Annotated in this window: 19 protein-coding genes; 7 read left to right on the forward strand and 12 right to left on the reverse strand. The window is 65.7% G+C overall.

Going from position 1 to position 24831, the window contains the following annotated elements; all coding sequences use genetic code 11:
• Nucleotides 1-169: 169 nt before the first annotated feature.
• Nucleotides 170-1390 (reverse strand): DEAD/DEAH box helicase, encoded by a 1221-nt coding sequence (locus ACB032_RS12670; protein WP_371138034.1) that lies wholly within the window; start codon nt 1388-1390, stop codon nt 170-172.
• A 169-nt stretch (nt 1391-1559) separates the two neighbouring features.
• Between ACB032_RS12670 and ACB032_RS12675 the strand changes: the two genes are divergently transcribed.
• Nucleotides 1560-2378 carry a transporter substrate-binding domain-containing protein gene (locus ACB032_RS12675; protein ID WP_166464126.1) on the forward strand — a complete coding sequence of 273 codons (819 nt, stop codon included), beginning with the start codon at nt 1560-1562 and terminating at the stop codon, nt 2376-2378.
• Between the two features lie 67 nt (nt 2379-2445).
• Here ACB032_RS12675 and tpx read toward each other — a convergent pair whose 3' ends face one another.
• Nucleotides 2446-2946, reverse strand: coding sequence for a thiol peroxidase (gene tpx, locus ACB032_RS12680; protein ID WP_371138035.1), 501 nt, complete (start codon nt 2944-2946; stop codon nt 2446-2448).
• A gap of 217 nt (nt 2947-3163) precedes the next feature.
• Between tpx and ACB032_RS12685 the strand changes: the two genes are divergently transcribed.
• The gene (locus ACB032_RS12685; protein WP_371138036.1) at nt 3164-5578 is read left to right on the forward strand and encodes a zinc/cadmium/mercury/lead-transporting ATPase; all 2415 of its coding nucleotides are present in this window, start codon (nt 3164-3166) and stop codon (nt 5576-5578) included.
• Nucleotides 5579-5770: 192 nt separating this feature from the next.
• On the opposite strand, the gene pulA is transcribed toward ACB032_RS12685, so the two are convergent.
• Nucleotides 5771-9808, reverse strand: a complete 4038-nt coding sequence (gene pulA, locus ACB032_RS12690; protein WP_371138037.1) for a pullulanase-type alpha-1,6-glucosidase — start codon at nt 9806-9808, stop codon at nt 5771-5773.
• 281 nt (nt 9809-10089) lie between these two features.
• Between pulA and ACB032_RS12695 the strand changes: the two genes are divergently transcribed.
• Entirely contained in the window at nt 10090-10500 is a 411-nt protein-coding gene (locus ACB032_RS12695) for a hypothetical protein (RefSeq protein ID WP_011704593.1), read from the forward strand.
• Nucleotides 10501-10563: 63 nt separating this feature from the next.
• Here ACB032_RS12695 and dmeF read toward each other — a convergent pair whose 3' ends face one another.
• On the reverse strand, nt 10564-11523 hold the full coding sequence (gene dmeF, locus ACB032_RS12700; protein WP_130633089.1) for a CDF family Co(II)/Ni(II) efflux transporter DmeF: 960 nt from the start codon (nt 11521-11523) through the stop codon (nt 10564-10566).
• A gap of 71 nt (nt 11524-11594) precedes the next feature.
• Between dmeF and ACB032_RS12705 the strand changes: the two genes are divergently transcribed.
• The 3 genes from ACB032_RS12705 to ACB032_RS12715 all read left to right on the forward strand — a co-directional run bounded on the left by ACB032_RS12705 (nt 11595) and on the right by ACB032_RS12715 (nt 14220).
• Entirely contained in the window at nt 11595-11870 is a 276-nt protein-coding gene (locus tag ACB032_RS12705) for a metal/formaldehyde-sensitive transcriptional repressor (protein WP_005308614.1), read from the forward strand.
• A 169-nt stretch (nt 11871-12039) separates the two neighbouring features.
• Entirely contained in the window at nt 12040-13236 is a 1197-nt protein-coding gene (locus tag ACB032_RS12710) for an amino acid aminotransferase (protein ID WP_011704591.1), read from the forward strand.
• A 60-nt stretch (nt 13237-13296) separates the two neighbouring features.
• Nucleotides 13297-14220, forward strand: a complete 924-nt coding sequence (locus ACB032_RS12715; protein WP_017408990.1) for a LysR family transcriptional regulator — start codon at nt 13297-13299, stop codon at nt 14218-14220.
• A gap of 42 nt (nt 14221-14262) precedes the next feature.
• On the opposite strand, the gene ACB032_RS12720 is transcribed toward ACB032_RS12715, so the two are convergent.
• The 6 genes from ACB032_RS12720 to ACB032_RS12745 form a co-directional block, all read right to left on the reverse strand.
• On the reverse strand, nt 14263-14586 hold the full coding sequence (locus tag ACB032_RS12720) for a DUF1820 family protein (RefSeq protein ID WP_011704589.1): 324 nt from the start codon (nt 14584-14586) through the stop codon (nt 14263-14265).
• 192 nt (nt 14587-14778) lie between these two features.
• Nucleotides 14779-15630, reverse strand: a complete 852-nt coding sequence (locus ACB032_RS12725; protein WP_371138070.1) for a YjjW family glycine radical enzyme activase — start codon at nt 15628-15630, stop codon at nt 14779-14781.
• Nucleotides 15631-15667: 37 nt separating this feature from the next.
• On the reverse strand, nt 15668-17194 hold the full coding sequence (locus tag ACB032_RS12730) for a YjjI family glycine radical enzyme (RefSeq protein WP_371138038.1): 1527 nt from the start codon (nt 17192-17194) through the stop codon (nt 15668-15670).
• Nucleotides 17195-17310: 116 nt separating this feature from the next.
• On the reverse strand, nt 17311-17652 hold the full coding sequence (locus tag ACB032_RS12735; RefSeq protein WP_024944606.1) for an AzlD domain-containing protein: 342 nt from the start codon (nt 17650-17652) through the stop codon (nt 17311-17313).
• A gap of 2 nt (nt 17653-17654) precedes the next feature.
• Nucleotides 17655-18374 (reverse strand): AzlC family ABC transporter permease, encoded by a 720-nt coding sequence (locus ACB032_RS12740; RefSeq protein ID WP_011704586.1) that lies wholly within the window; start codon nt 18372-18374, stop codon nt 17655-17657.
• A 148-nt stretch (nt 18375-18522) separates the two neighbouring features.
• Nucleotides 18523-18999: a murein L,D-transpeptidase family protein gene (locus ACB032_RS12745; RefSeq protein ID WP_024944607.1), complete on the reverse strand. Its 477-nt coding sequence runs from the start codon at nt 18997-18999 to the stop codon at nt 18523-18525.
• Nucleotides 19000-19259: 260 nt separating this feature from the next.
• Here ACB032_RS12745 and ACB032_RS12750 point away from each other — a divergent pair, with 260 nt between their 5' ends.
• On the forward strand, nt 19260-22430 hold the full coding sequence (locus ACB032_RS12750; RefSeq protein ID WP_371138039.1) for a S41 family peptidase: 3171 nt from the start codon (nt 19260-19262) through the stop codon (nt 22428-22430).
• 101 nt (nt 22431-22531) lie between these two features.
• Here the strand turns inward: ACB032_RS12750 and ACB032_RS12755 are convergent, their stop codons facing one another.
• Together ACB032_RS12755 and ACB032_RS12760 are read right to left on the reverse strand one after the other, a co-directional pair.
• Entirely contained in the window at nt 22532-23875 is a 1344-nt protein-coding gene (locus ACB032_RS12755) for a M12 family metallo-peptidase (RefSeq protein ID WP_371138040.1), read from the reverse strand.
• A gap of 20 nt (nt 23876-23895) precedes the next feature.
• Nucleotides 23896-24555 carry a hypothetical protein gene (locus ACB032_RS12760; protein ID WP_371138041.1) on the reverse strand — a complete coding sequence of 220 codons (660 nt, stop codon included), beginning with the start codon at nt 24553-24555 and terminating at the stop codon, nt 23896-23898.
• Nucleotides 24556-24831: the final 276 nt, after the last annotated feature.

The raw sequence follows: 24831 nt of genomic DNA on the forward strand, positions 1-24831 counted from the left end.
GGAGCATAGTGAAACGGGCGTCCTTTGGTACTGCCCAAGCGGGCAGTCCATCTTGGGTCAGGCTTGCTCTAGCCCTTGCTCTTGAACTGTTTAACGCTCCGTTTGGCCTGGGTACGGCGTTGTGATCACCTTGTTTGTCGCGAAACGGAGCAAGGCGGCAGCAATGACCTCAGCCCTTGCTCTTGAACTGTTTGACGCTACGCTTGGCCTGGGTACGACGATTGGCCTGTTTGTCGCGGGGGGCGCGCTTGCCCTCCCCGCTGGCTGGCTGATCGGTGACCGGGAAGCCGGCGAGCGAAGCCAGCGGCAGCTCGCGGCCGGTGAGGGTGCGGATCGCCGCCAGGGTGTCGGCCTCGCCATGGCAGGTGAGCGAGATGGCGAGCCCGCTGCGTCCGGCCCGGGCGGTGCGGCCGATGCGGTGCACGTAGACGGGGGCGCTGGCGGGCAGATCCAGGTTGATCACCAGCGGCAGCGCCTCCACGTGAATGCCGCGCGCCATCAGATCGGTGGCCACCAGCACCCGCACCTTGCCCGCCTTGAAGTCACCGAGCGCCTGCTCGCGCACCGCCTGTTCCTTCTCGCCGTGCAGGGCCGCCACCGCAATGCCCGCCTTGGCCAGCTTGCGGGCCACCCCGTCGGCGTCGTCCCGCGCGCTGATGAAGACCAGCACCTGCGGCCACTCGTGGGCCTTGAGCAGGCTGATGAGCGCCGGCACCTTGCTGCTCTTGTTGACCAGATAGAGGCGCTCCTCGATGTCGTCGGCCACGCTGTTGCGGGGATCCGCCTCCACCCGCACCGGCTCGGTCAGCAGACCGGTCGCCAGCGCCTCCAGCTCGGCCGGCAGGGTGGCCGAGAACAGCAGGGTCTGACGCTCGACCGGCATGGCATTCAGCAGCCACTGGATGTCGGGCCAGAAGCCCATCTCCAGCAGCCGATCCGCCTCGTCCAGCACCAGATGGCGCAGCTGGCTCAGACCCAGCAGTTGCTGGGCCAGCAGATCCCGCAGTCGCCCCGGGGTCGCCACCAGCAGTTGCGGCCCCAACGCCAGTTCGGCCTGTTGCAGCGCCTGCGCCACCCCGCCGCACAGGGTCACCAGTCGCAGACCCAGCCCGGCGGCCGGCCCCTGCAACGCCTCGCTCACCTGCACCGCCAACTCGCGGGTCGGCACCAGCACCAGCCCCTGCACCCGATCGCAGGCCGGATCGAGGCGCTGCAGCAGCGGCAGTCCGAACGCCAGGGTCTTGCCGCTGCCAGTGCGGGCCAGCGCCAGCAGATCCCGACCCGCCAGCGCGGCGGGAATGGCCAGTTGCTGCACCCGGGTCGGGCACTTGAGGTCGGCAGGCAGGGTCGCCAGCAGGGCGGGGGCGAGGGCAAGTTCATCAAAAGTCATGGGGCTACGCAGCTATCGACAGAAGAGGGAGGTGGGGGCGAAGTCTAGTGAGCGGCAGACCATAAGTAAAATCCCATCCAGCGCGGCCAGCGGCCCGCACCCGGCCCGCCATGCGCAAAGCGGGCCTGACTACACTTCAGGGAACCTCCCCCTGGGACGTGACCAGACCATGACCAGACATCCCTCTCTGCTGCTGTTGCTGCTGCTTTGCCTGACGGGGCTGACCAGCCTCAGCCTCTCCCGCGCCGACACGGCGCCCGCCCCCGCCGCCAAACCGGTACGCATCCTCAACGCCCACCTCGGCGAGCTGCCGGGGCTCATCAACGCCGACAAGACCGGCCCCTTCGTCGAGCTGGTGCGCGCCATCGATGATCTCTACCCCGAGGTGAGCATCCGGATCACCATCTATCCCCTCGCCCGGGCCATGGCCGGGGTGATCGCCGGCACCGCCGACTTCAGCCTGCCCGCCATCCGCAATCTGCAGGATGCCGACCTACTACCCTATCGTTTCAGCACCCGCAGCTTCGGCAAGGTCACCCACGTGCTCTACAGCAATACCGACCACCTCATCACTCCCGACATGGCCTACGGCATAGTGCCCACCAAGCGGGATCTGCTGATCGAAGCGACCCCCGGCTTTCTGCCCATTCCGCTGCAACGGTCGATGAGCATAGAGCAGTCCCTGCGCAAGCTCTCGCGCGGGCGCATCGACGCCTTCATCTGGGCCCAGGAGGAGGCCGACCTGATGCTGCGCCAGCTCAAGCTGACCAACATTCACCGGGAACACCTGGGGGATTTCGAGGATGTCTTCATCATCGCCAAGGGGCCTGCCGGGGATGAAACGGATCGTTTCCTCGGCGAGGCGATCGACCGGCTCGCCGCCTCCGGCAAGCTGGCACAGATCTACTCAAGGCTGCACCGCCCCTATGTCGAGTGGCAACCCCACTCCGAACCCCTGCCGGCCGCTGATGGCAACAAGACCCCCTGAAGGCGACCGCCCATAAAAAAATCCCGCCGGGGCCATGCCCCGGCGGGATTGTTGTCAGTCTGCCTGTTTACAGTACGGCCAGGGCGGCAGCGTAGTTCGGCTCATCGGCGACTTCGGCCACCAGCTCGCTGTGCAGCACCTTGTTCTCTTCATCCAGCACCACGATGGCGCGGGCAGCCAGACCCACCAGCGGGCCGGAGGAGAAGGCCACGCCGTAGTCCTGCAGGAAGGCGGCGCCACGCAGGGTGGAGAGGGTTACTACCTTGTCCACCCCTTCGGCTCCGCAGAAGCGGGACTGGGCGAACGGCAGGTCGGCGGAGATGCACAGCACCACGGCGTTGTTCAGCGCGCTGGCCTGCTCGTTGAACTTGCGCACGGAAGTGGCGCAGGTCGGGGTATCGACGCTCGGGAAGATGTTCAGGATCTTGCGCTGACCGGCGAAGCTCGCCAGGGTCAGATCGGAGAGATCCTTGGCCACCAGGGAGAACGGCTTGGCCTGCTCGCCGGCAACCGGGAAGTGACCGGCGACGGAGACGGGATTGCCTTGCAGGGTAACGGAATTGCTCATGTTATGTCCTTGATTATCGAGGGAGGATCAGGCCCTCCAGTATAGGCCTGCCGGGCGGGGACAAACACCCGCCAACCACAGGGATATCGCCTCTGCCGGCAGCCTGTTGCCAGGAGCGGGAGAAAGGGGCTTGACCTTGGACTTAACACCAAGGTTTACACTCGGCTCAGTTATCAAAGATCTCGCACCGGCGGGATCCATCCAAGAGGGACTCATCATGAGCAAATCCTGCTGCAGCCATCAACACGCCGCCGCCCCCATCAAGGCCGTCAGCAAGACCGCTGCGCCCCAGGCCGAGCACCAGCACGACAGCCACTGCTGCGACCAGGCCGCACCGGTCAGCTGCTGCGCGAGTCAGGCCCCCCATGATCATCAGGATCATGCCGCCAGCGACGCTCCCGAGGGGGAAGAGCCCCCCAGAGGGGGTTGTTGCGCCATTCCGCCGCCCGCCCATAATCATGCCCATGACGGGGAGCACGACCACCATGAGCATGCCGTCGTGGCAGACCCCCCGCTGGACGCCCCCGAGCAGAACAGCCGCCGCCACAGCTGGCAGGTGCTGGGGATGGACTGCCCCAGCTGCGCCCGCAAGATAGAGACAGCCGTCAGCCGGGTGAGCGGCGTGCAACAGGCCCGCGTGCTGTTTGCCACCGAGAAGCTGGTGGTGGATCTGGCCCCCGGCCTCTCCCCCGATCCCGTCACCGCCGCCGTGCTGGCCGCCGGCTTCCAGCTCAAGGGCGAGCGCAGCGGCAAGCAGGAGCCCGGCCGCGAGCGCGGCCCGCTGCAGACCCTGCTCGCCAAGTATTGGCAGCCGCTGTCGCTGGCCGGTCTGATGCTGGTGGCGGCCCTGCTGCCGAGCCAGATCGGTCAGCCGCTGTTTACCCTGGCCACCCTCTGGGGCCTGTGGCCCATCTCCCGCAAGGCGTGGGCACTGACCAAGAGCGGCTCCCCCTTCGCCATCGAGACCCTGATGACGGTCGCCGCCGTGGGGGCCCTGTTCCTCGGCGAAACCGCCGAAGCGGCCATGGTGCTGCTGCTGTTCATGCTGGGCGAACATCTGGAGGCCTACGCCGCCGGCCGCGCCCGCGCCGGGGTCACCGCCCTGATGGCACTGGTGCCCGACAAGGCGCTGCGCATCCGTACCACTGCCGAGGGCGAGGTGCGGGAAGAAGTCGCTGCCGACCAGCTGCGCCCCGGTGACATCATCGAAATCGCCCCGGGCGCCCGCCTGGCCGCCGATGCCCGACTGCTCGACGCCCTCGGCGCCTTTGACGAGAGCGCCCTGACCGGCGAATCCATCCCGGTGGAGCGCCGTCAGGGTGACAAGGTCCCCGCCGGCAGCCTGGCGGCGGATCGGGTGCTGCGCCTCGAGGTGGTGTCCGAACCTGGCAACAACGCCATCGACCGCATCCTGCATCTCATCGAGGAGGCCGAGACCCAGCGTGCCCCCATCGAGCGCTTCATCGACCGCTTCAGCCGCTGGTATACCCCGGCCATGATGCTGGTTGCCCTGCTGGTGGTGCTGGTACCGCCGCTCGCCTTCGGCCAGAGCTGGGACGAGTGGGTCTATCGCGGGCTGGCGCTGCTGCTGATCGGTTGCCCCTGCGCCCTGGTCATCTCCACCCCGGCGGCGGTCACCTCGGCGCTGGCGGCAGCCACCCGGCAGGGGGCCCTCATCAAGGGAGGCGCCGCGCTGGAGCGGCTGGCCCACATCGATACCGTGGCCTTCGACAAGACCGGCACCCTGACCCTGGGCAAGCCGCAGCTGACCGAACTGGTGAGCCTCAATGGCCAGCCGGAGGCCGAACTGCTGGCACTGGCGGCAGCCATCGAGCAGGGCTCCCACCACCCGCTTGCTCGCGCCGTGGTGACGGCGGCCAGCGAACGGGGCCTCAGCCTCGCCGCGGCCCAGGAGCTGCGCGCCCTGCCCGGCATGGGCGTGGAAGGTCGCATCGACGGCGCCCTCTGGCAACTGCTGGCACCGAGCCGGGTCGCCACCCTGGATGCCGCGATGCAGGCCCGGGTCGCCACCCTGGAGCAGCAAGGCAAGACAGTCGTGGTGCTCGGTCAGCCTGACGCAGTCCCGGCCGCCCTGCTGGCCCTGCGCGACCAGATCCGGCCGGAAGCGGCTGCGGCGCTGCAAGAGCTCAACCAGCTCGGCCTGCAGAGCATCATGCTGACCGGCGACAACCCCCGCGCCGCCGAGGCCATCGCCGGCGAGCTCGGCATGGGCTGGCGCGCCGGCCTGCTGCCGGAGGGCAAGGTCGATGAAATCGCCAAGCTCGGTCTGACGCAAAAGGTCGCGATGATCGGCGACGGCATCAACGACGCGCCGGCCATGAAGCGGGCCAGCATCGGCATCGCCATGGGAGGCGGCACCGACGTGGCGCTGGAGACCGCCGATGCGGCGCTGACCCACAACCAGCTCGGCGGGGTCGCCGCCATGATCCGGCTCTCCCGTGCGGCACTGGCCAACATCCACCAGAACATAGCGCTGGCACTGGGGCTCAAGGCCATCTTCCTGATCACCAGCCTGCTCGGCATCACCGGCCTGTGGATTGCGGTGCTGGCCGACACCGGCGCCACCGCACTGGTCACCGCCAACGCCCTGCGCCTGCTGCGCAAGCGCTAAGCCGGCCGTAAATGGCACAACTTACAGCCGCCCCGTTGGGGCGGCTTTTTTATTGCCTTACCCACAGCAAAGAAAAAGCGCGGCTGCCGGTCGGCAGTCGCGCTTTGCTTACTCTCTCGGAGTTATCCCACCCTTGGCGAGGTGGAATTCAACCCTGGGGTGCCGAGCCAGCCCCGGGCTCGATGGGAATGACTACTTGGCGCTGCACTCCTGGATCACCGCTGTACCGGCCTTGGTGCCGGCCGGGTCAACCTTCACCAGCACGCTCCACAGCCCCTGCGGCAAGGTGATGCTGTTGTTGGCGCTACCCGGCTGGGAGAAGCCGATGGCATAACCCGTCTCCGCCGTCACCGCGCCGCCGCCGTTGAGCAGGTACTCCTTGCTCCAGTCCTCGTTGGCCACCTTGAACTCGGTGCTGCCGGTGTAGTTGAAGGCCGCCTGATAGATGGCCAGATCGCCGTCCATCCCCTTGTAGCTCAACTGGTACTGGGGCTGAGCGGCCCAGCCGGAGAGCTCACCCTTGACGAACAGGTTGTAGCCGAGCGGATTGCCCGCCACAGTGTCCAGCACCTTGCAGCTCTGCACCGGCTCGGTGAAGCTGACGCTCAGGGTGGGCTTGTCCTTGTTCATGGCGGTAAACACGAACTTGTAGCTGCCCGCCTTGGCCAGATCGAGCCCGATGTTGCCGGTATCGCCACCCTTGCAAAGGGTCAGCGGGGTGCCGACCACCAGCTTGTCACCCGCATTGCAGCTGCCGTAGTTGAGGGGACCCCAGCTGGCATCCGCGATCTTGACGTTGGTGGTGCCCAGCTTGTCGCTGCTCACCTCGGTGGTGAACTCGTACATGAAGTTGCTGCTGAAGGTCATCTGGTTGGTGTTGCCCCATTCATTGAGGAACCCCTTCAGATAGACGGCGGTGTCACCGAACGGCGGTACCGTGCTCAGATCAGTCTTCTTGCCAACCGGCAGGCCGCTGCCCTGGGCACCGCTCTGCGGCTTGACGAACACCGCCGCCGACCAGGCACCCAGGGTCAGGGTACCGCCATTGACGGCCGCATCGCGGGCGATGCTCTCGCCGCCGTGGTGGGCCGGGCTCAGCTGCAGGTTGGTCAGGTCGATGGGCTGATCGTTGCCGTCACGGAAGTCGCTGATGCTCTGGGGAGCATTGGTGGCGTTGATCATCACCACCAGACCGTCGATGGCCGGATCCAGATCCGCACCCGCATTGATGCCGTCATCCACCGTCATCACGATGAGGCCGGGCTCCTGATCCGGGCCGGTATTGCGGAAGTCGACCCGCTTGATCACCTCGGCGCCGCTGCCCAGACGCAGCAGACGGGAGGATTGACGCAGCTCGGCCAGCTCCTGATAGAAGCCCACCATGATCGCCATGTCGGCACCGCTCGGCTTGACGTGCTTGCCGAGTACTTTCTCGATCAGCGGATAGTTGTCGCCATCCTTGTCCTTGCGTGGCAGCCCCTTGTCGAAATTGTTGTCGGCCAGGGTGTAGTCGACCCGGTTGTACCAGTCACCCGAGTCGTAGCTGTCCCGCTCCATGGATTTGGAGCGCAGCAGCTCGACACCGGCGTGGGTAAACGGAATGCCCTGCCCCAGCATGGCGGTGGCGAGCGATACCCCCTGCATCCGCACCAGATCGGCCCCTTGCGGCGCCTTGTAGATCAGGTTGTCGAACAGGGTCTGGTTGTCGTGCTTGTCGACGTAGTTCTGGATTTCGGTCGGATCCTGGGCGTAGCCCGCCGGTTGACCGTTGTAGTCGATGTCGGAGCCCTTCTTCGGCATGCCGTCCTTGTCGGTCAGGATGAAGTCCTTGAGGTTGCCGGCCATGCCGAGGCGCACCAGATCGGCCTGATGCAGGGCGGTAGCGCGATCGACGCCGTCCATCTCGTTGGCATCCACCAGAGCGCCGTTGCCAAAGCCCTGGGTCTTGCGAATGGTGTCGCCGCCGTCGAACGGACTGCCGCCGCGCACCGCATCCCGCAGCCGGTCGGAGAAGGAGCCGATGCCGGTGCCGGCCAGGTGTTTCTGGGTCGCCTGCACGAAGCGCTTGTCATCCTGCACCTCGCCGAAGTTCCAGCCCTCGCCGTAGAAGTACATCTCGGGGTTGACCTGCTTCACCGCGGCCAGCGCCTGCACCATCTGATCTTTCGGGTGGTGGCCCATCAGGTCGAAGCGGAAGGCGTCGATCTTGTAGTCGCGCGCCCAGGTGACCAGGGAGTCATCCATCAGCTTGGCGAACATGGCGTGTTCCGGCGCCGTGTTGGAGCAGCAGGTGGAGTTCTCCACCGAGCCGGTCTCCGGATTGAGGCGCTGATAGTACCAGGGCACTATCTTGTCGAGCACCGACTTGGGCCCCAGGCCCGCCTCGTTGGTGTGGTTGTAGACCACGTCCATCACCACGTTCATGCCGATGTTCTGCTTGATGGCCTTGACCATTTCGCGGAACTCCAGGATGCGCTGGCTGCCCTCGGCGTTGGTGGCGTAGGAGCCTTCCGGGGTGGTGTAGTGGTAGGGGTCATAACCCCAGTTGAAGGAGTCGACGCCACGCAGATAGCCGTAGAGCTCCTGCACCTGCGGGTTCTCCTTGCTGTCGCCTCCTTGCAGATCGCCGAGCACGGCCTCGATGGTCTGGCCGCTGCTGCAGTAGCCGGCGAACTTGGAGTTCTGCACCTCGGGGTTGACCTGGCACAGCTTGCCGAAGTCGTCGCTGATGTTGGCGACCTTGGCCGGATCCTCGTTGACGGTGGCGATGTCGAACACCGGCAGCAGGTGCAGGTGGCTGACGCCGCTCTTGGCCAGCGCCTGCAGGTGCTTGACCGGCGCCGTGTCGGTATCGGTCAGGCCGAGGAACTTGCCGCGGTGCTCGGCCGGGGTGGAGTCGTCGTTGCCGGTCAGATCGCGGACATGGGCCTCATAGATGGTGATGTCGGCCGGGTTCTGCTGGCTGTGGGGCGCCTTGAGGCTGTCCCACCCTTCCGGCTTGAGGGCCGGATCGTTGAGATCCACCACCTGGCTGAACTCGGAGTTCATCGCCAGGCTCAGGGAGTAGGGGTCGGTCACCTGATAGGATTCCAGCTTGCGGCTGACTGGGTGATAGACCTGGATGTCGTAGCGGTAGAACTTGCCCACCAGCTCGCTGCCACCCTGCACGCTCCAGCTGCCGCTGGCCTCGTCCAGGGTCATGGTGCGCTCGCCGAGCGGCTTGTGCTGGCCGTCGAACAGCGCCAGCTTGACCGACCTGGCGGTCGGCGCCCACAGCCGGAAGGTGACATTGCCCCCCTCGACCACGGCGCCATAAGTCAGCTTGGTGGCCGCTTCGCTGTAGAGGGCATCGAGGGCACCGGCGCTCTGCACCAGGGTCGCCCCCTGCAGAATGCCGTCGGCATCGGTGCCGATGGCCACCAGCTCACCCTTGAGCAGCGGTTTGAGATCCTTGCCAGCCGGCAGGGCGAAGGCGGCAGCATCTTTCAGATGCGGATACTTGGCCTGCTGCTCGGCGGTCAGGCTGGTCGGAGCAAGGGTGATGTAGGGGAAGTCGAACACCCCTTCGGCGTTGGCCTTGATGGTGCCGGACTCGGTGTAATAGAGGCGCACATGGGGCTTGTCCTTGCCCCCTTGCCAGATCAGGGTGTTGCCGTCGATCAGGTGGGCACTGGCGCCCGCCACGCCGAAGGCGGCAGTGAAGGCCTCGGCGCGGCTGCCGAAGATCTCGTTCTTGCCGGCGACGATGGCCACGGTGCGGTCCGGGTGATCGCTGAAGACCACCTTCATGTCGCTGCCGGTCAGGTTGGCCAGATCGCCGTTGCGGGCGATAAAGTTGATGCAGCCTTCCAGCTTGCTAAGGGGCACCACCCAGCTCGGGCCGAAGCCGTCAGCCGCGGCCGGGGTGTTGACCTTGTCGTCCCAGCCTGCGTTGAGGCCGCTCTCGGCGGTGGCGCTGCAGGCGTCGTTGTTCCACAGGTGCAGGCTGTAGTTGGCGAAGGGGCCAGTGACCCCGCGAGCCGCACTGGTCTGGGTATCCACCAGGGCGATCACTGCCTGATCGGGCCCGGCCACCAGTTGCTCGGCAGGGGGTTGCACATTGGGCAGACGGGCGACGGGGCCGTCCGTGGGGTCAGGGGTGGAGGGGGAGGAGCTGTTGTCATTGCAGCCGGACAAAAGCGCGAGCAGTGAGGCTGTTACCAGCGCCACTTTGGTCTTTTTCATATCCATTTTTTTATAATTCCCGCTGTAGTTAGTCTCGATATCCGAGTACCCGGTCATTGCCGAGCGGTGCCATATTAATCAGCAGAAATCGTTTCAAATGTGAGCAGGGGGGCAAAAAAGTTAACCGCTTTCAACAAGATAACGTTTTCATAACGAAAATCGGATCGGGCTCACAGACCTGCCGCCCGATTCGGCACATACCTGCGGGCAGAGCCATGATGTCTGGAAAAATTGATTTCCGATCAAATGGATAAGTGGATACGGCAAGAGAGAGGGAGCCACGACAGATGAAGCGGATTGAGGAGCAGGCCAGGCGGCTGGACCAGGAGTATCAAGAGATTGCCCAGCTGTTTGACCAATTTTGTCAGCAGGCGGGGACGCTCGCCGAGCAGTACCACTTCTTCAACTGGCCGGATTATGAGGATACCCCGCCCCTCGCCCGGGCCTTCACCCTGCTGGGGGAGCCACGGGAGCTGCGGCTGCGCTGCCAGCCGGGGGAGCGCGGCAGTTTGAGCGGGCTGATCCAGGTGTGCGGCGAGGAGGGCACCATCCACGCCAGCCTCGGCTTTCGGGCCGACGGCCACCTGCTGCTGGAGTCGGGCCGGCTGCTGGACAATCCGCCCGAGCTGCTGCTCAAGCTGCTGCTCGGCGCCATCTGGCAGCACAAACCGGAGGATGTGCAGGGCCAGCCGCACTGAGCCAGAGAAACAGGAAGGGGCCTTGGCCCCTTCCTGTTGTTGCGTGCGGCCAACCGGCCAGGATCAGGCGGCGCTCACCTCTATGGTGACGTGCACCAGCTCCTCGTGGATGGCAAGCCGCGCGCGGATCTCGCTGGCGGAAACCGGCGCCGCCATCAACAGGGAAAGCACACAGGCATACTGCTGCTGCCCTACCCGCCAGACGTGCAGATCGCGCACTTCGGCGTCCGGCAGCTCGGCGATCACCTCGCGGATCTCCGCCACCAGCGGCGCATCCATCTCGGCATCCAGCAGCACCCGGCCGGAGTCGCGCAGCAGGCCCCAGGCCCACACCGCCACCAGCCCGGCCCCCACTATGCCCATCAGGGGATCCAGCCAGTCAGCTCCCCACAGCATGCCCCCCACCAGCGCCAGAATCGCCAGCACCGAGGTGGCCGCATCCGCCAGCACGTGGATGTAGGCGGCGCGCAGGTTGAGATCCTGATGACCGTGATGCTGGCCATGATCGTGCGGGTGAGCGTGGTCGTGATGATCATGATGGTGGTCGTGACCGTGGCCATGGTGGTGACCGTGGTCATCCTTGAGCAGCCAGGCGCAGGCCAGGTTCACCAGCAGGCCGACGATGGCGATGACGATGGCCTGCTGGTAGTGGATCGGGCTGGGATCCAGCAGCCGGAACACCGACTCGAACAGCATCATGCCGGCCACCCCCACCAGCAAGAGGGCGCTGGTAAAGCCCCCCAGCACCTCGATCTTCCAGGTGCCGAAGCTGAATCTGTGGTCACGGGCGAAGTGGCGGGCGGCGCGGTAGGCCAGCACCGACAGGCCGAGCGCCAGCGCGTGGGAGCTCATGTGCCAGCCGTCGGCCAGCAGCGCCATGGAGTTGTAAAACCAGCCGCCGCCGATCTCCGCCACCATCATGATGACGGTCAGCAGCACGGCCCAGCGGGTCTTCTGTTCGGCCAGCGGATTCCCTTCGTGGACGACGGGTTGGTGGCAATGGGATGAGGCGAGGGATGACATGGATTTCTCCTGAGGACGACAATGCAATATACTATACCCCAGTATAGTTTTATTGATCGAGAGGATCCTGCATGTCACACACCATTCACGGCAAGAAGAAGCTGCTGGCGCGGGTGCGCCGCATCAAGGGGCAGGCAGGGGCACTGGAGAGCGCGCTGGAGCAGGAGAGCGACTGCGCCGCCATCTTGCAGCAGATTGCGGCCATTCGCGGCGCCGTCAACGGCCTGATGCTGGAGGTGCTGGAGGGCCACATGCGCGAGCATCTCGGCGCCGAAGAGGCGACCCCGGCCGAGCGGCTGGAGGATCTGGATCAGGTGGTGCGGGTATTGCGATCCTATCTGAAGTAGGGCCGGTGGATGGGGCCATGCGTAGCCCCGCCTCATCCCGTTGACGGCTGGTTGGCGTCGGCCCGCCAGCCCCCGCCCCTTTCAGACTTGAGCCCTCGCCGGCTTTACGCCATGATGACCGCCGATCATTGATCGCCATACCCTGGATTCCATTTCGCAAGGACCCCCCATGTTTGAACACGTCGATGCCTATGCTGGCGACCCCATCCTGACCCTGGTCGAGACCTTCCACAAAGACACCCGCGAGCAGAAGGTGAACCTGGGGATCGGCCTCTATTACGACGAGCAGGGCCGCATTCCGCTGCTGGCCTCGGTACAGCAGGCCGAAGCCCAGCGCGCCGCCGCCCCGGCCCCCCGCCCCTACCAGCCGATGGAAGGCGCCGCCAACTACCGTACCGCGGTGCAGCACCTGCTGTTCGGTGCCGACCACGAAGCGGTCAAGGCGGGTCGCATCGCCACCATCCAGACCATCGGCGGCTCGGGCGCGCTGAAGATCGGCGCCGATCTGCTCAAGCGCTACTTCCCGACCTCCGAGGTGTGGGTCAGCAATCCCACCTGGGACAACCACAAGGCGATGTTCGAGGGCGCCGGCATCAAGGTGCACGACTACCCCTACTACGATGCGGCCACCGGCGGCGTGCAGTTTGACGCCATGATAGACTGCCTGAGCAGCCTGCCGGCCAAGAGCATCGTGCTGCTGCACCCCTGCTGCCACAACCCGACCGGGGTGGATCTCTCTCGCGCCCAGTGGGACCAGGTGATCGCGCTGGTAGTCGAGAAGAACCTGATCCCCTTTATGGACATCGCCTATCAGGGCTTCGGCGACGGGCTGGAAGAGGATGCCTACGCCATTCGCGCCATGGTGGCCGCCGGCGTAAGCTTCTTTGTCAGCAACTCCTTCTCCAAGAACCTCTCCTTCTACGGCGAGCGGTGTGGCGGCCTGTCGGTCATCTGCCAGGATGCCGAAGAGGCGAGCCGCGTGCTGGGCCAGATGAAGGCCACCGTGCGCCGCAACTACTCCAGCCCCCCCACCCACGGCGGCCAGATCACCGCGGCCGTGATGAACGATGCCAGCCTGCACGCCATGTGGGTCGGTGAGGTGACCGAGATGCGCACCCGCATCAAGGCGATGCGCGAGAAGCTGTTCGAGGTGCTGAGCGCCAAGGTGCCGGGCCGCGACTTCAGCTACTTCATCAACCAGCGCGGCATGTTCAGCTACACCGGCTTCACGCCGGAGCAGGTGGATCGCCTGCGCGAGGAGTTCGCCGTCTACCTGGTACGCTCCGGCCGCATGTGCGTGGCGGGCCTCAACAGCCGCAACGTCGACTACGTGGCCGACGCCATGGCCGCCGTGCTCAAGGGCTGATCCCCGCAAGCCCCGCTCAGGCGGGGCTTTTTGTTTGTCCCGTTTGCTTGTGGAACCGTTATGGATCTCATTGCCCTCTCCCGCCTCGGCGGTCGCCATCTGGTTACCCTGCACCTGCTGCTCGACAGCCAGAGCGTCACCCGCACCGCCGAGCGGCTCTGCACCACCCCCTCCACCGTCAGCAAGACCCTCAACCAGCTGCGGGATCTGCTCGGCGATCAGCTGCTCTACCGCCAGGGCAACCAGCTGCTGCTGACCCCGTTCGCCGAGCGGCTCGGCCCCACCCTGCACCGGCTGCTGAGCGAGCTCAACGGCCTCACCGGCCAGGGCGGGTTCGATCCCGCCAGCTGGCAGGGGCAGCTGAAATTCGCCCTGCGTGAAAGCGGCATGGTCTGGCCCATGGGGCCCATCCTGGCGCAGCTGATGCGCGAGGTGCCGGGCCTGGTGCCCGACATTCGCAACAAGGATGAGCAGGGGCTGGCGGCGCTGGCGGCGGGCAAGCTGGACTTCGTGATCCTGCCCCACGATCAGAGCCAGCCCCTGCCCCGCCAGCAAGGGCTGGTGTGGGAGACCCTGCGCGAGGACAAGCTGGTCTGCCTGCTGCGCGCGGATCACCCGGCGCTGGCGCGATCCTGGGATCTCGATGCCTACCTGAGCTGGCGCCATATCGCCATTCGCGATCAGGAGCTGGCCAACCCCTTCTTCGAACAGAGCCTGGCCCAGTTGCAGGTGCGCCGGCAGATCGCCGCCATCCTGCCGGATTTTGGCAGTGCGGCAGCCCTGCTGCGCCAGAGCGATCTGATCCTCACCGCCATCGGTGGCTGGGCCGAGCAGGCGGCCCCCCACGCGCTGGTGAGCAGGCCGGTTCCCTTCGACTACGGCGCCGTCACCCACAGCTTGGTGTGGTACGGCCCCGCCGGAGAAGAACCGGCCCGGCGCTGGTTTCGCCAGCGTATCCTGCAACTGGCCCGCGAGCTGGGATGAGGGCGACCATGCCCGGCACATGCTGGCCGGGCATGATGGGTGTCAGGGTTTCTTGGTGTAGATGGGGCTGGGGAAGGGAGAGACGTTGTTGCCCAGTTCGGTGATGCGGGCGGCCCCCTGCTTGCGCACCTGATCGACCCGCAGCACGTGGTGCATGGGGATCATGGTGCGATTGACGTCGGCAAATTCACTCTTCAACTTCTCGTGGCTGGGGTCGACGATGAGCGCCGTGTGGTTGTCCCACACGAAGTTGGCGATCTCGATGAAGCCGAACAGCTGACCCTGGCTCACTTCCCTGACATAGACTTCGTAACGCTCGTTGTGACAAATGAACTGCACTCGATATAAGGCGTTGGATTCACTCATGTTCGTCTGTTGATGGTGGGCGATTGACCCATTCTAGCCGCCACCTCGCAGAGCTCAAATAGACAGCAATCACAGTTACGTCATCTCAAGACTCAGGCAGCAAAAAAGCCACGCCGAGCCGCTCGGTTCGCCGTCCAATCTTGCCTTGTAGTAGTAAATCCCTTTGCGATCAGTTGATTAGAATCCGACTACTCAGAGCAGTGGCGGCAGGCTGACCGGGCCGAGCCCGGCCACCGCCAGCGCAGCGGCCAACTGCTCCAGCTCCTCTCGCGCCGCCTCTGGCCAACCCTGCGCCTCCCCGCGCACGCCGTGATGGCGAAAGCCATTGAGGCGGATGGGCACGGGCCCGAGGGCGTGCAAGAAGGCGGCAAGCCCTGCCTCCAGCGTGCCATCGGCGGCGAGATAATCGCTCTGCCCCGGTACCTGCAGCAGGCGCACCTCCGCCAGCTTGCCCGCCTGCGCCAGCAATTGCAGCGACGCCAGCACCCGCTCGCGGCCATAGCCGGTCAGCGTGTGATGTACAGCGTCGCCCCACCCCTTGAGATCGATCATGGCGCCGTCCAGCACCGGCAGCAGCCGCTGCCAGCCAGCCTCGGCGAGTGAACCGTTGCTGTCGAGCAGGCAGCCGAGATGGGCCAGATCCGGCGCCCCCTTGATGGCCGTGAACAGCGCGATCACGAACGGCAACTGGGTGGTGGCCTCACCGCCGGAGACGGTAATGCCGGTCAGCAGCGGGCCGTAGCGGCGCAGCAGGGCCAGCACCTCGGCCACCGTCATGGTGGCGGTCTTGGGGCTGGCGCTGCGGGGGCAGAGATCGAGACAGGCATCGCAGTCGGTGCAGCTTGCCGCCTGCCAGCTCACCTGCCCCTCGTGCAGGGTCAGCGCCCCGCCCGGGCAGCCGGGCACACAGTCACCGCAGTGATCGCAGAGGCCGATGGTGTGCGGGTTATGACAGCCGGGGCAGGCGAAGTTGCAGCCCTGCAGAAACAGCACCAGCCGGTTGCCGGGGCCGTCCACGCAGGAGAAGGGCAGCCAGCGGCTCACCGTCGCGGTGCGCGCCGCCCCTGCCCGCCTGCCGCACTCAGTAGTCACACAGGGTCGCCTCGCGCCCCACCACCCGCGGCGCCCGCTGGCGGATCCCGGTCAGCTCGCTCGCCTCGGCGCCGAGGCAGGTGGTCTGCAGCCGCGAGCCCTCGGTCGTGAAGCGGGCCACGTCGCTCTTGCGGATCATGTAGCCGGTCACCCGCACCAGATCGCTGTCCGCCACGTTGGCGGTGAACTCGCGCATGCCGATGGCGAGCGCCCCCTTGCAGAGCTGCAGCAGCGCCTGCGGGTTCTGGCGGATGGTGGGATCCAGGGTGAGGATCTCGCTGATCCCGGAGTGATAGAAACCGTGGTGGGGGGCCAGCGCCAGCACGTGGCTGGCGGGATCCGGCTCCTCGCCATAGGGGATGCGCACCCCGGGGGTCACCCCGCGATCCACGCTGAGCCCACCCTGGGAGTGGAGCAGGGCGCGGCCGCCCCAGGCGTGACGCTGCGGCGTTTCACTCACGTGGCGGGCGAGCTGGGCCGAGATGCGATAACCCAACTGGTTCGCCTCTTCGTCACGGCCGTAGCGCTCCGGCAGATTCTCCTTGTCCATCAGCAAATTGACCGCCTCGGCCATGCCGTAGATGCCGAACATGGGCACGAAGCGATCCTCTTCCAGCAGCCCCTCCTGCACCAGGAAGCTGTCGAAGAAGCCGGACTCCTGGTGCAGGAAGGCGGCACGCGCCTCGATCAGGCGGGAGGCGAGGCGGCAGTAGTGGGGCAACAGGCAGCCCAGGAAGTCGTCGATGCCGTGGGCCTGCTCGGCCACCCGCTTGAGGGAGACCCTGACCAGGGTGTTGGCGCCGCCCGCCTGAGGCAGGGCGTTGTAGCAGCTGACGATGCCGAAACCGCGCTCATCGAAGGTGTTGCGATGCAGCGGGTAGTTGGCGATGTGGGGCTTGCTGCAGGCCGCGATGTTCTTCACCCCCTGCAGCAGCAGGCTGTCCGGGGTCTGCGCCGGATCGTGGAACAGGGTGAGGTTGGGGGCCACCTGTTTGAGCTCGCCGTCGATGCTCAGGATCAGGCGGCAGAGACGGTTGTCATCCGGGCCTATGTTGACGTGCATGAAGGCATCCGGCAGCACCCGGTCCAGGTAGATCCAGAACCCCTTCAGCTTGCGATAGAGGGCCTCGTCATCCAGCTCACCGACGAAGGGCAGCAGCAGGTGATCGAGCCGGCCCAGCCAGACCGGCATGCCGGTGACGGAGGGCACATGGTGGTAGAGGATGCGCAAGGCATCGAGCGCCTCGTCGAAATCCTGCGGCGGTGCCAGCTCCAGCCAGGCCGAGCCCTGGCGCAGAAACTTCTCGTAATCCGGCAGCACATAGCGCGGCTTGTAGGGGGCGTGCCCCTCGAACATGTCGCAGACAAAGCCCTTGGCCATCGCCTCGCTCACCTCGGCGGGCAGCTCGGGATAGGGCAGCGCATTTTCGGCGGCCAGCGCCAGGGCATGGCTCTTCTGGGCCGGTGACAGCAGGGGATCGCGCACGATGCGCTGGCAGGTTTCGGTGAAGGACATGGCTCGCTCCTCGACGGATGGGAGCTAAATCCTCACACTTGGGAGGTGTTTTTTGAAGTGACATTCACAACATGGCGGATATCCAATGAAGACATCCGCCATGCAAGATCACGGGCCTAGCCCAACCAGGGCAGCAACTGGGCCACGCCCCCCTGCCAGCGCAGCAGGAAGAAGCCCCCCATGCCGACCACCACCACCAGCAGGGTCGGCAGCCGCAGCAAGGTCAGTACCGTCACCAGCAGGGTGGCGACCAGGTAGTCCGGATCCCAGCTCAGCCCAATGCCAGGCTGGTAGCTGAAGACGATGGGCAGCCAGATGGCGGTCAGCACCGACTGGGCCGAGAAGCTGAGGAAGGCCCCCATCTCGGCACCCGGCTGATAGCGGGTCAGCCGCGAGAAGAAGGCGAAGCGGTTGAAGAAGGTGATCAGGGCCAGCAGGCCTATCATCAGCCAGCTCATGATTACCTCCTCATCCGGTGCAGCACATAACCCACCAGCATGCCGGAGAGCGCCGAGATGATGATGTAGACCTCCGCCAGCAGCGGCTTGGTGAGCAGCGCCATGGCGCCGCTCACCAGGGTGGCCGCCACCATGGGCAGGTTCTTCATGGCGGGAATGGTCATGGCGATGAAGGTGGCGGCGATGGCAAAATCCAGCCCCATCTGATCCAGTCCGTCGATGTACTGGCCGGCGGCGATGCCAAGCAGGGTCGCCGCATTCCAGAACAGATAGAAGACGAAGCCGGCAATGAGCGCGTAGGCCGGATCGAAACGGCCGCTGCGCTCCCGGTCTTTGAGCGCCACCGCGAACATCTCGTCGGTCAGGAAGAAGGCCAGACTGGCACGCCAGCGCAGGGAGAGCGGCAGCACGTCGCGGCGAAAGGTGAAGCCGTAGAGCAGGTGCTGGGAGGTGATGACGAAGGTGGAGCCCATGATGGGCAGCAGCGGCGTCCCCGCCCCGAACAGGGTGGTGGCCGAGAGCTGGGCGGCGCCGGCATAGACCAGCAGCGACATCAGCTGGGCCTGCAACGGGCTCAGCCCCACCTGCAGCGCCAGGGCGCCGCACAGGATCCCCCAGGGGATCACCGAGACGGAGAGCGGCAAAATATCGATGGAGGCGCGCCACCAGAGCGCGCGGGTACTCTCGGCCCCGACGGGCCGGGAGCAGGTTGCTGATGGCATGGGATCATCCTTGTTGCGTCCACGGCGAGCCGGAAAAGCTAGCACAGCACGGGGACGGATACCAAGAGGCTGCGGGTAAAGAGAGGATGAAGCAGAACAGAGGGCCCAAAAAACAGAACGCCACCCGGAGGTGGCGCACTGCTGAGAGTCAGGGCTGAATGACGATGGGGGTGCCGGGTTCAATGGCGTTCCACACTTCGTCCAGATCCTTGTTGAGCATGGCGATGCAGCCATTGGTCCAGTTGGACGGCTGCAGGCGGGTGTTGCCTATGCTGTTGCGCTGACCGTGGATCATGATCATGCCGCCCGGTCGCACACCCATCTCGTTGGCCGCCTTGATGTCGTCCAGATTCGGGTAGTTGATGTGGATGGCCTTGTAATAGTTGGAGTTGGTCTTCTTGTAGTCGAGGATGTAACGGCCTTCCGGCGTGCGCTGATCCCCTTCCCGCTGCTTGTGCCCCTTGGGAGCCGGACCCAGAGCGATCCAGTAGCGTTTGACCTCCTTGCCATCCTTCATCAGGGTCAGGCTATAACTCGATTTCTTCACCACCACCATATCGGCGGACAGGGTGGCAAAACTCAATGCGGGCCACAGCCCCAGCAAACACAGTAATACGGCTCTCATTCCATCCCTCGGCAAGCCTCTGGTAAGGGCTTTTCTGTTACCAAATCATCTGAACTGCACCGCCTCGTGTGGCGGGCGAGCGCCATCATATTGGATCGCCATCAATACTCAATATATCCAGAGAAACATATCCCGCGCCATCTTTTATAGATTGTTACAATTAACTGCCAAAACAACGGGATAACCCCCCTATCTCGGGATAGTCCCAGGCGGGACATTGGGGGAAGATAAGGCGCTTTTCACCTCTCAGGAACCTCACGATGCGATACCGACTCTCCCTGCTGCTCCTGCTGCTCTGCTCCTCCCTGCAGGCGGCCGAGCCGCTCTGGCTGCGCGAGCCAGCCCTCTCCCCCGACGGCAAGCAGCTTGCCTTCACCTGGCAGGGCCGCGTCTACCTGAGCGCGGGGGATGGCGGCCCCGCCATGCCCCTCACCGATAGCAACTACCTGAGCCAGCGCCCGCTCTGGTCGCCGGATGGCAAGCTCATAGCCTTTGCCGCCAACCTCTACGGCAACGAAGATGTGTTCGTGGTGCCGAGCCACGGCGGCGAGATGGTGCGGCTGACCCGGGATTCGCGCCCCGACCTGCCCCAGGCCTTCAGCGCCGACGGCAAGCAGCTGCTGCTGAGCAGCCAGCGCCTCACCGACCCCGACGCCGATCACTTCGTGGCAGAAGGCTATCAGGCCGGCAACCTCTACTGGACGCCGGTTGCCGGCGGCCCGCTGACCCCGGCCCAGCCCCTGCCCGCCACCCTGGCCCGCCCCCACGGCAACCAGCTGGCCTACCAGATGCCGGGCATGGATCAGCCGTTTCGCAAGCACCAGCACTCGTTCGCGGTCTCCCGTCTGTGGTTGTTCGACGGCAAACAGCATCGCCAGCTGACCGAAGACAGGGTGGCCGCCAGCGATCCGGTCTGGGATGAGCAGGGCAAGCAGCTCTACTACCTGAGCGAGCGCAGCGGCGATTTCAACGTCTGGCAACGGGATCTGGCCAGCGGCCAGGATCGCCAGCTCACCCACTTCAAGGGCCATCCGGTGCGCGGCCTCTCTGCCTCCCGCCAAGGGGATCTGGTCTGGTCCTGGCAGGGGGAGCTCTACCGCCTCGATGCCGGCAGCGACACCCCGCGCAAGCTCGTCATCCAGCCACTGTTCGCCAAGGTACCGGCCGAGCAGAGCTGGCAGCCCGGCCCCGTCGACGAGGCCATCGCCCGCCAGGACGGGGAAGAGGTGATCCTGGTCAGCCAGGGGGATCTCTACGCGGTCGACACCCGGCGCGAGCGGGTACGCCAGCTCACCCGCCACCCCAGCGAGCAGTCGGCGCCGCGCTATCTGGATAAAGAGCAGGAGCTCATCTACCTCTCCGAACAGGAGGGGCCGGCGGCGCTGTATCGCCTCAAGAAGGGGCAGCCGGACAAGCTGTTCAGCGACCCCGGCACCCTGACCGAGGAGAAACTGCTGGCCATTCCGGGCGCCGCCATCAGCGTGCCGACCCTCTCCCCCGACGGCAAACAGCTCGCCTTCGTGGTGGACGGCCAGGCCGTCCACCTGCTGGATCTGGCCAGCGGCAAGCAGCGCCAGCTGGTCGCCGCCGAGTTCAACCCCTCCCGTCACGCGGTGGAGCTGGCCTTTGCCCCCGATTCACGCCACCTGGCGCTGACCATCCAGCCCGACTCCGCCCAGCAGGAGATCGCCGTCATCGATACCCGGGATGCCAAGGCCAAACCGGTCAATGTCAGTCTCAACGGCTATCGGGATGGCGATCCTGCCTGGAGTCAGGACGGCGGCATCCTCTACTGGCAATCCACCAAGTACGGTGTGCTGGGCGCCGATGGCGAGCCCCTCGGCGGCAGCCTGCTCGGCCTCTACAGCAGCCGCGCCGCCAAGAGCGACTTCATCGCCGAGCAGGCGCCGCCCAAGGCCGGTTACGGCTTCGAGACTGACCGGCTGGCGCACCGGGAGGCGCTCCAGCTGCAGCCTGAGGGCCCCATCCTCGCCAGTCGCATCGTCGACGATCATCTGATCTATCTGGTGGAGGTGATGGACGCCAACGGCGAGAGCGAGATCAAGGGCTACGCCCAGGATCTGCGCAAGGGGGAAACCAAGCTGCTGTTTGCCGAGCAGCCGGGGCCGGCGCTGGCCAGCCTCAACCAGGATGCCAGCCTCGCCACCCTGGTGCGGGAGGGGGAAATCGCCCTCATCGATACCCGTTCCGGCGAGGCCAGCAGCCACCCCTTCAATCTGCTGATCACCGCCAGCTGGCAGGATCGGATGAGCGCCGCCTTCGACCAGATCACTCGCCTCACCCGGGACGAGTTCTACCGGGCCGACATGAACGGGGTGAACTGGGATAGCTATGTGGCCGCCTATCGCCGCCTGCTACCCGGCATCAGCAACGATCGTGACTTCGGCAACCTGCTGGCGGAGCTGGCCGGCGAGCTCAATGTCTCCCACACCTGGGGCAGCGGCCCGGCCCCCTCCCTGCGCATGCCGGACGAGACCGCCAGCCTCGGTGGTTACTGGCGCGAGCGACAGGGGGCGGTCGAGCTCGACGCCCTGCTGGTCGGCGGCCCGCTGGAGCAGGAGACGGACCTGGCACTGGGCGCCCGGCTGCTGGCCGTCAACGGCACCGAGCTGCACAGCCTCAACGAGCTGGATGCCCTGCTCAACCACCAGGCCGGCCAGCGGCTGGCGCTCACTGTGCTGCCCAAGGGAGCCAAGGAGCCCAGCCAGCTGGAGGTCACCGCCATCGACCTGCAGCAGGAGTATCAGTTGCAGCTCGACGGCTGGATCGCCAAGCGCCGCAGCCAGGTGGGGCAGTTGAGTCAGGGGCGGGTCGGCTATGTCTACCTGCCGGAGATGAGCAGCGCCGTCTATGAGGAGGTGGTGGCCGACGCCCTCGGTCGCCAGCGCAACCGCGAGGCGCTGATCGTCGACGTGCGCTTCAACAAGGGGGGCTATCTGGCCAACACCCTGGTGGAGTTCCTGACCGGCAGCGGCAGCGCCCAGGGCATGGCCCGCAGCTGGCCACGCCTTGGCAAGGGGGAGACGGACGCCGCCACCCGCCAGTGGACCAAGCCCTCGGTGGTGCTGGTCAATGCGGGCAGCTACTCGGAAGGCTCGGCCTTTCCCCAGTACTACCGCACCCTCAAGGTGGGCCCCATCGTCGGCGAGCCGGTGCCGGGCACCGGCACCATGGTGTATGCCCACACCTCCAGGCTGATCCCGGGCCTTGCCTACGGCATCCCGACCCTGGGGCTGCGCAACCCCGATGGCACCCTGTACGAGAATCGGGAGCTGATCCCGGACGTGCAGGTGGCGCTGACTCCGGCCGACATGCTGGCGGGACGCGATCCCCAGCTGGAAGCCGCAGTGCAGGCCGCCCTCGCCCAGCTGTCGACGAATGCGAAACCCGCAGCCAAACGGGCTGACTGACGCCCACCAGCAAAAGAGGAGCCGGCCGGGCTTGCCCGGTCGGCTCCTCTGACAGACAGACATCAAGGGCGCCCCGCCTGTTGCGGGGCGCCCTTGTTGCATCAGGCCGGCTGCGTCTCGGCCGGCTGGCGGGCCAACGCCAGCTGATACCTGTGCTCGGCCAGCTCCAGCTCGCGGCGCGCCTCGTCCACCTTGCCGTCGGCGCTCTTCACTGCCGCCACCAGCTGGTTGTAGCGATCCCAGCTGCCGTTGTACTCGTTCACCTCGGCCTGGTAGCGTTGGCTGATCTCGTTGGATTGGCGAATGATGGCGTTGTTCTCATCTTGCAGCTGATCGATGCGGGCACTCAGGCTCGCCTGGATGGCGCGGATCCGGCGATACTCTTCCGGGCTGTAACTGCCGTTGTAGCTGTTGTGCTCGCGCACCAGCCGGTTGATCTCCTGCACCGTCTGGCGGTTGCGCTGGTTCAGCTGGTTCAGCTCCCGCTGGTAGCGATCAAAGTTGCCCTTGAGCTTCTGCTGGCGATCCTGCAGGGCGGTTCTGGCCGCCACCTGCTGGCTGTAGTGCTCCTGGGCCGCCGCCAAGTCCTGGCGCCGGGTCTCGAGGGAGCGCTCCAGCTCGCCCAGATCCGGCAGCGCTTCCGTCACCATGGTGGGGTAGAAGGCGGCGATCTGCGGCGTCGTCACCTTCAGCGCCCGCACCGCATCGGCACCGTTGGCCTGATCCCGGTAATCCACACCGCACGGCTGCCCCTTGCAGACCAGGTCCGGGCTGGAGAACTTGTACTCGTGGCTGTAGACCCCGAAGCTGGAGGGATAAGCCATCACGGTGGCGAAGGAACCCCGCACCCCGTGCCCCAACGCATAGTGATAAGTGCCCCCCGTGCCATCCTGCAGGCGGGAGTGGTTGAGCCCCATGTTGTGGCCCAGCTCGTGCGCCAGCACCACGTCGCCACAGCCGGTGGCCGTGACATGGCTGAACATGCTGCCCGCATCCTGGGATACATCCCCGTCGGCATACGCCTTGCGGCCATCGGTATAGGTCGCGGAACCACCAACCCAAGCCAGCCCGCAGCTGCCGTGGTCACCGGTCTGGGGGCGCATCAGCACCACCATGTCGGCGCCATAGCGGGTGCGCAGGGTCGGTACCTGCTTGAAAGCCGGATCCTGCTGGTAGGTCACCGCGTTGAGCGCGGATTTGTCGGTGCCGCCATCCGGGTAATTGACCTGCTGGTCGTGCACGGCCCGCACCGTCAGATCCAGGCCGCTGGCGGCATAGATCTGGTTGGTGATGTTGATCATGTGCTGGATCCGGGTCTGCGCATCCCCCTGATAGCGGGCCGCCAGCCCCGGGCTGTGCAGCACCATCAGGTCGATGGTTTCCGCCAGCACGGGGGTCGCCCCGAGCAATCCCGCAATCATGATCCCCAAGGTGGTTTTCTGCATGTGATCTTCCTTTTCTGTTGTTATTGGTGAGTCGGGATCAGGGCGTCATCGCCGCCATGACCCAGATCCAGCGGCGGGTTCTTGTAAACCCAGCCCTTGCCTCCCAGGGTCTCGACGGAGTAACTGCCTTGCGGCGTGCCGATGAACCCGAAAGTCGCTTGCTTGCCGACGGTGAAATTGACCGGATAGCTGTCACCGTCGACCCGAATTTCCCCCTGCCAGTTGCGCTCCCCGCCCCGCTGCAGTTCAACCTTGGTCACCCTGGCCTGCAGGGTGCTGCCGTCCGGCAGCGGCAGGGCCACACTGTCACCCACCTGGGCCCGCTCCAGATCGCTGCCCTGCAGGGCGATCGGCTGGGGCTGCTCGACCGCATCGCCGGGCTCCGCCAGCGGAAAGTCGGCATCCACCTCGGCCGCCTGCCAGGGGGTCTCCAGCTGCTGGCTGCCATCTTCCCGCAGCCGATCCGGCTTGGCGGGGGCTGCGACCGGCGCTGGCTTGAGCACGGGGGCAGGCATGGCGGCGAGTGGCGTCAGCTCCGCCAGCGGGCCGCTATCCGCCGCGCGCTCCTCATCCCCTGCCGCCTGACCGGGCGCCACCGGTTGCGGCCACAGGTACCAGCCGATCACCCCGGCCAAGAGGGCGCACAACCCCAGCCAAGGCTTCCATTTCGCTCTCTTCATACTGATACTCCAGTCAAAAACAATCCTTATAAAACAATGAATTGCGTTCAAAGTGAGCAGGCATGCTAGAAACCGTCGAGCAGGCTGGCACCCCCCTATATGGGGCGTCGAAAAAATGGACGCGGGAGGTTCACCCCCGCTGGGCGAGTCGCACAAGCCAGTGCTGGCGGGGGCTGAGAGAGGGTTCGAATGATGCTTTTTTGCCGCATGAAAATGGCCCCGAAAAGGGCTGGAATGAGGCCATTCACCCCATATGGGTTAAGCAGATTTGGCTGT

It is taken from the genome of Aeromonas sp. S5(2024) (assembly GCF_041403025.1).
Classification (GTDB): Bacteria; Pseudomonadota; Gammaproteobacteria; order Enterobacterales; family Aeromonadaceae; genus Aeromonas; species Aeromonas hydrophila.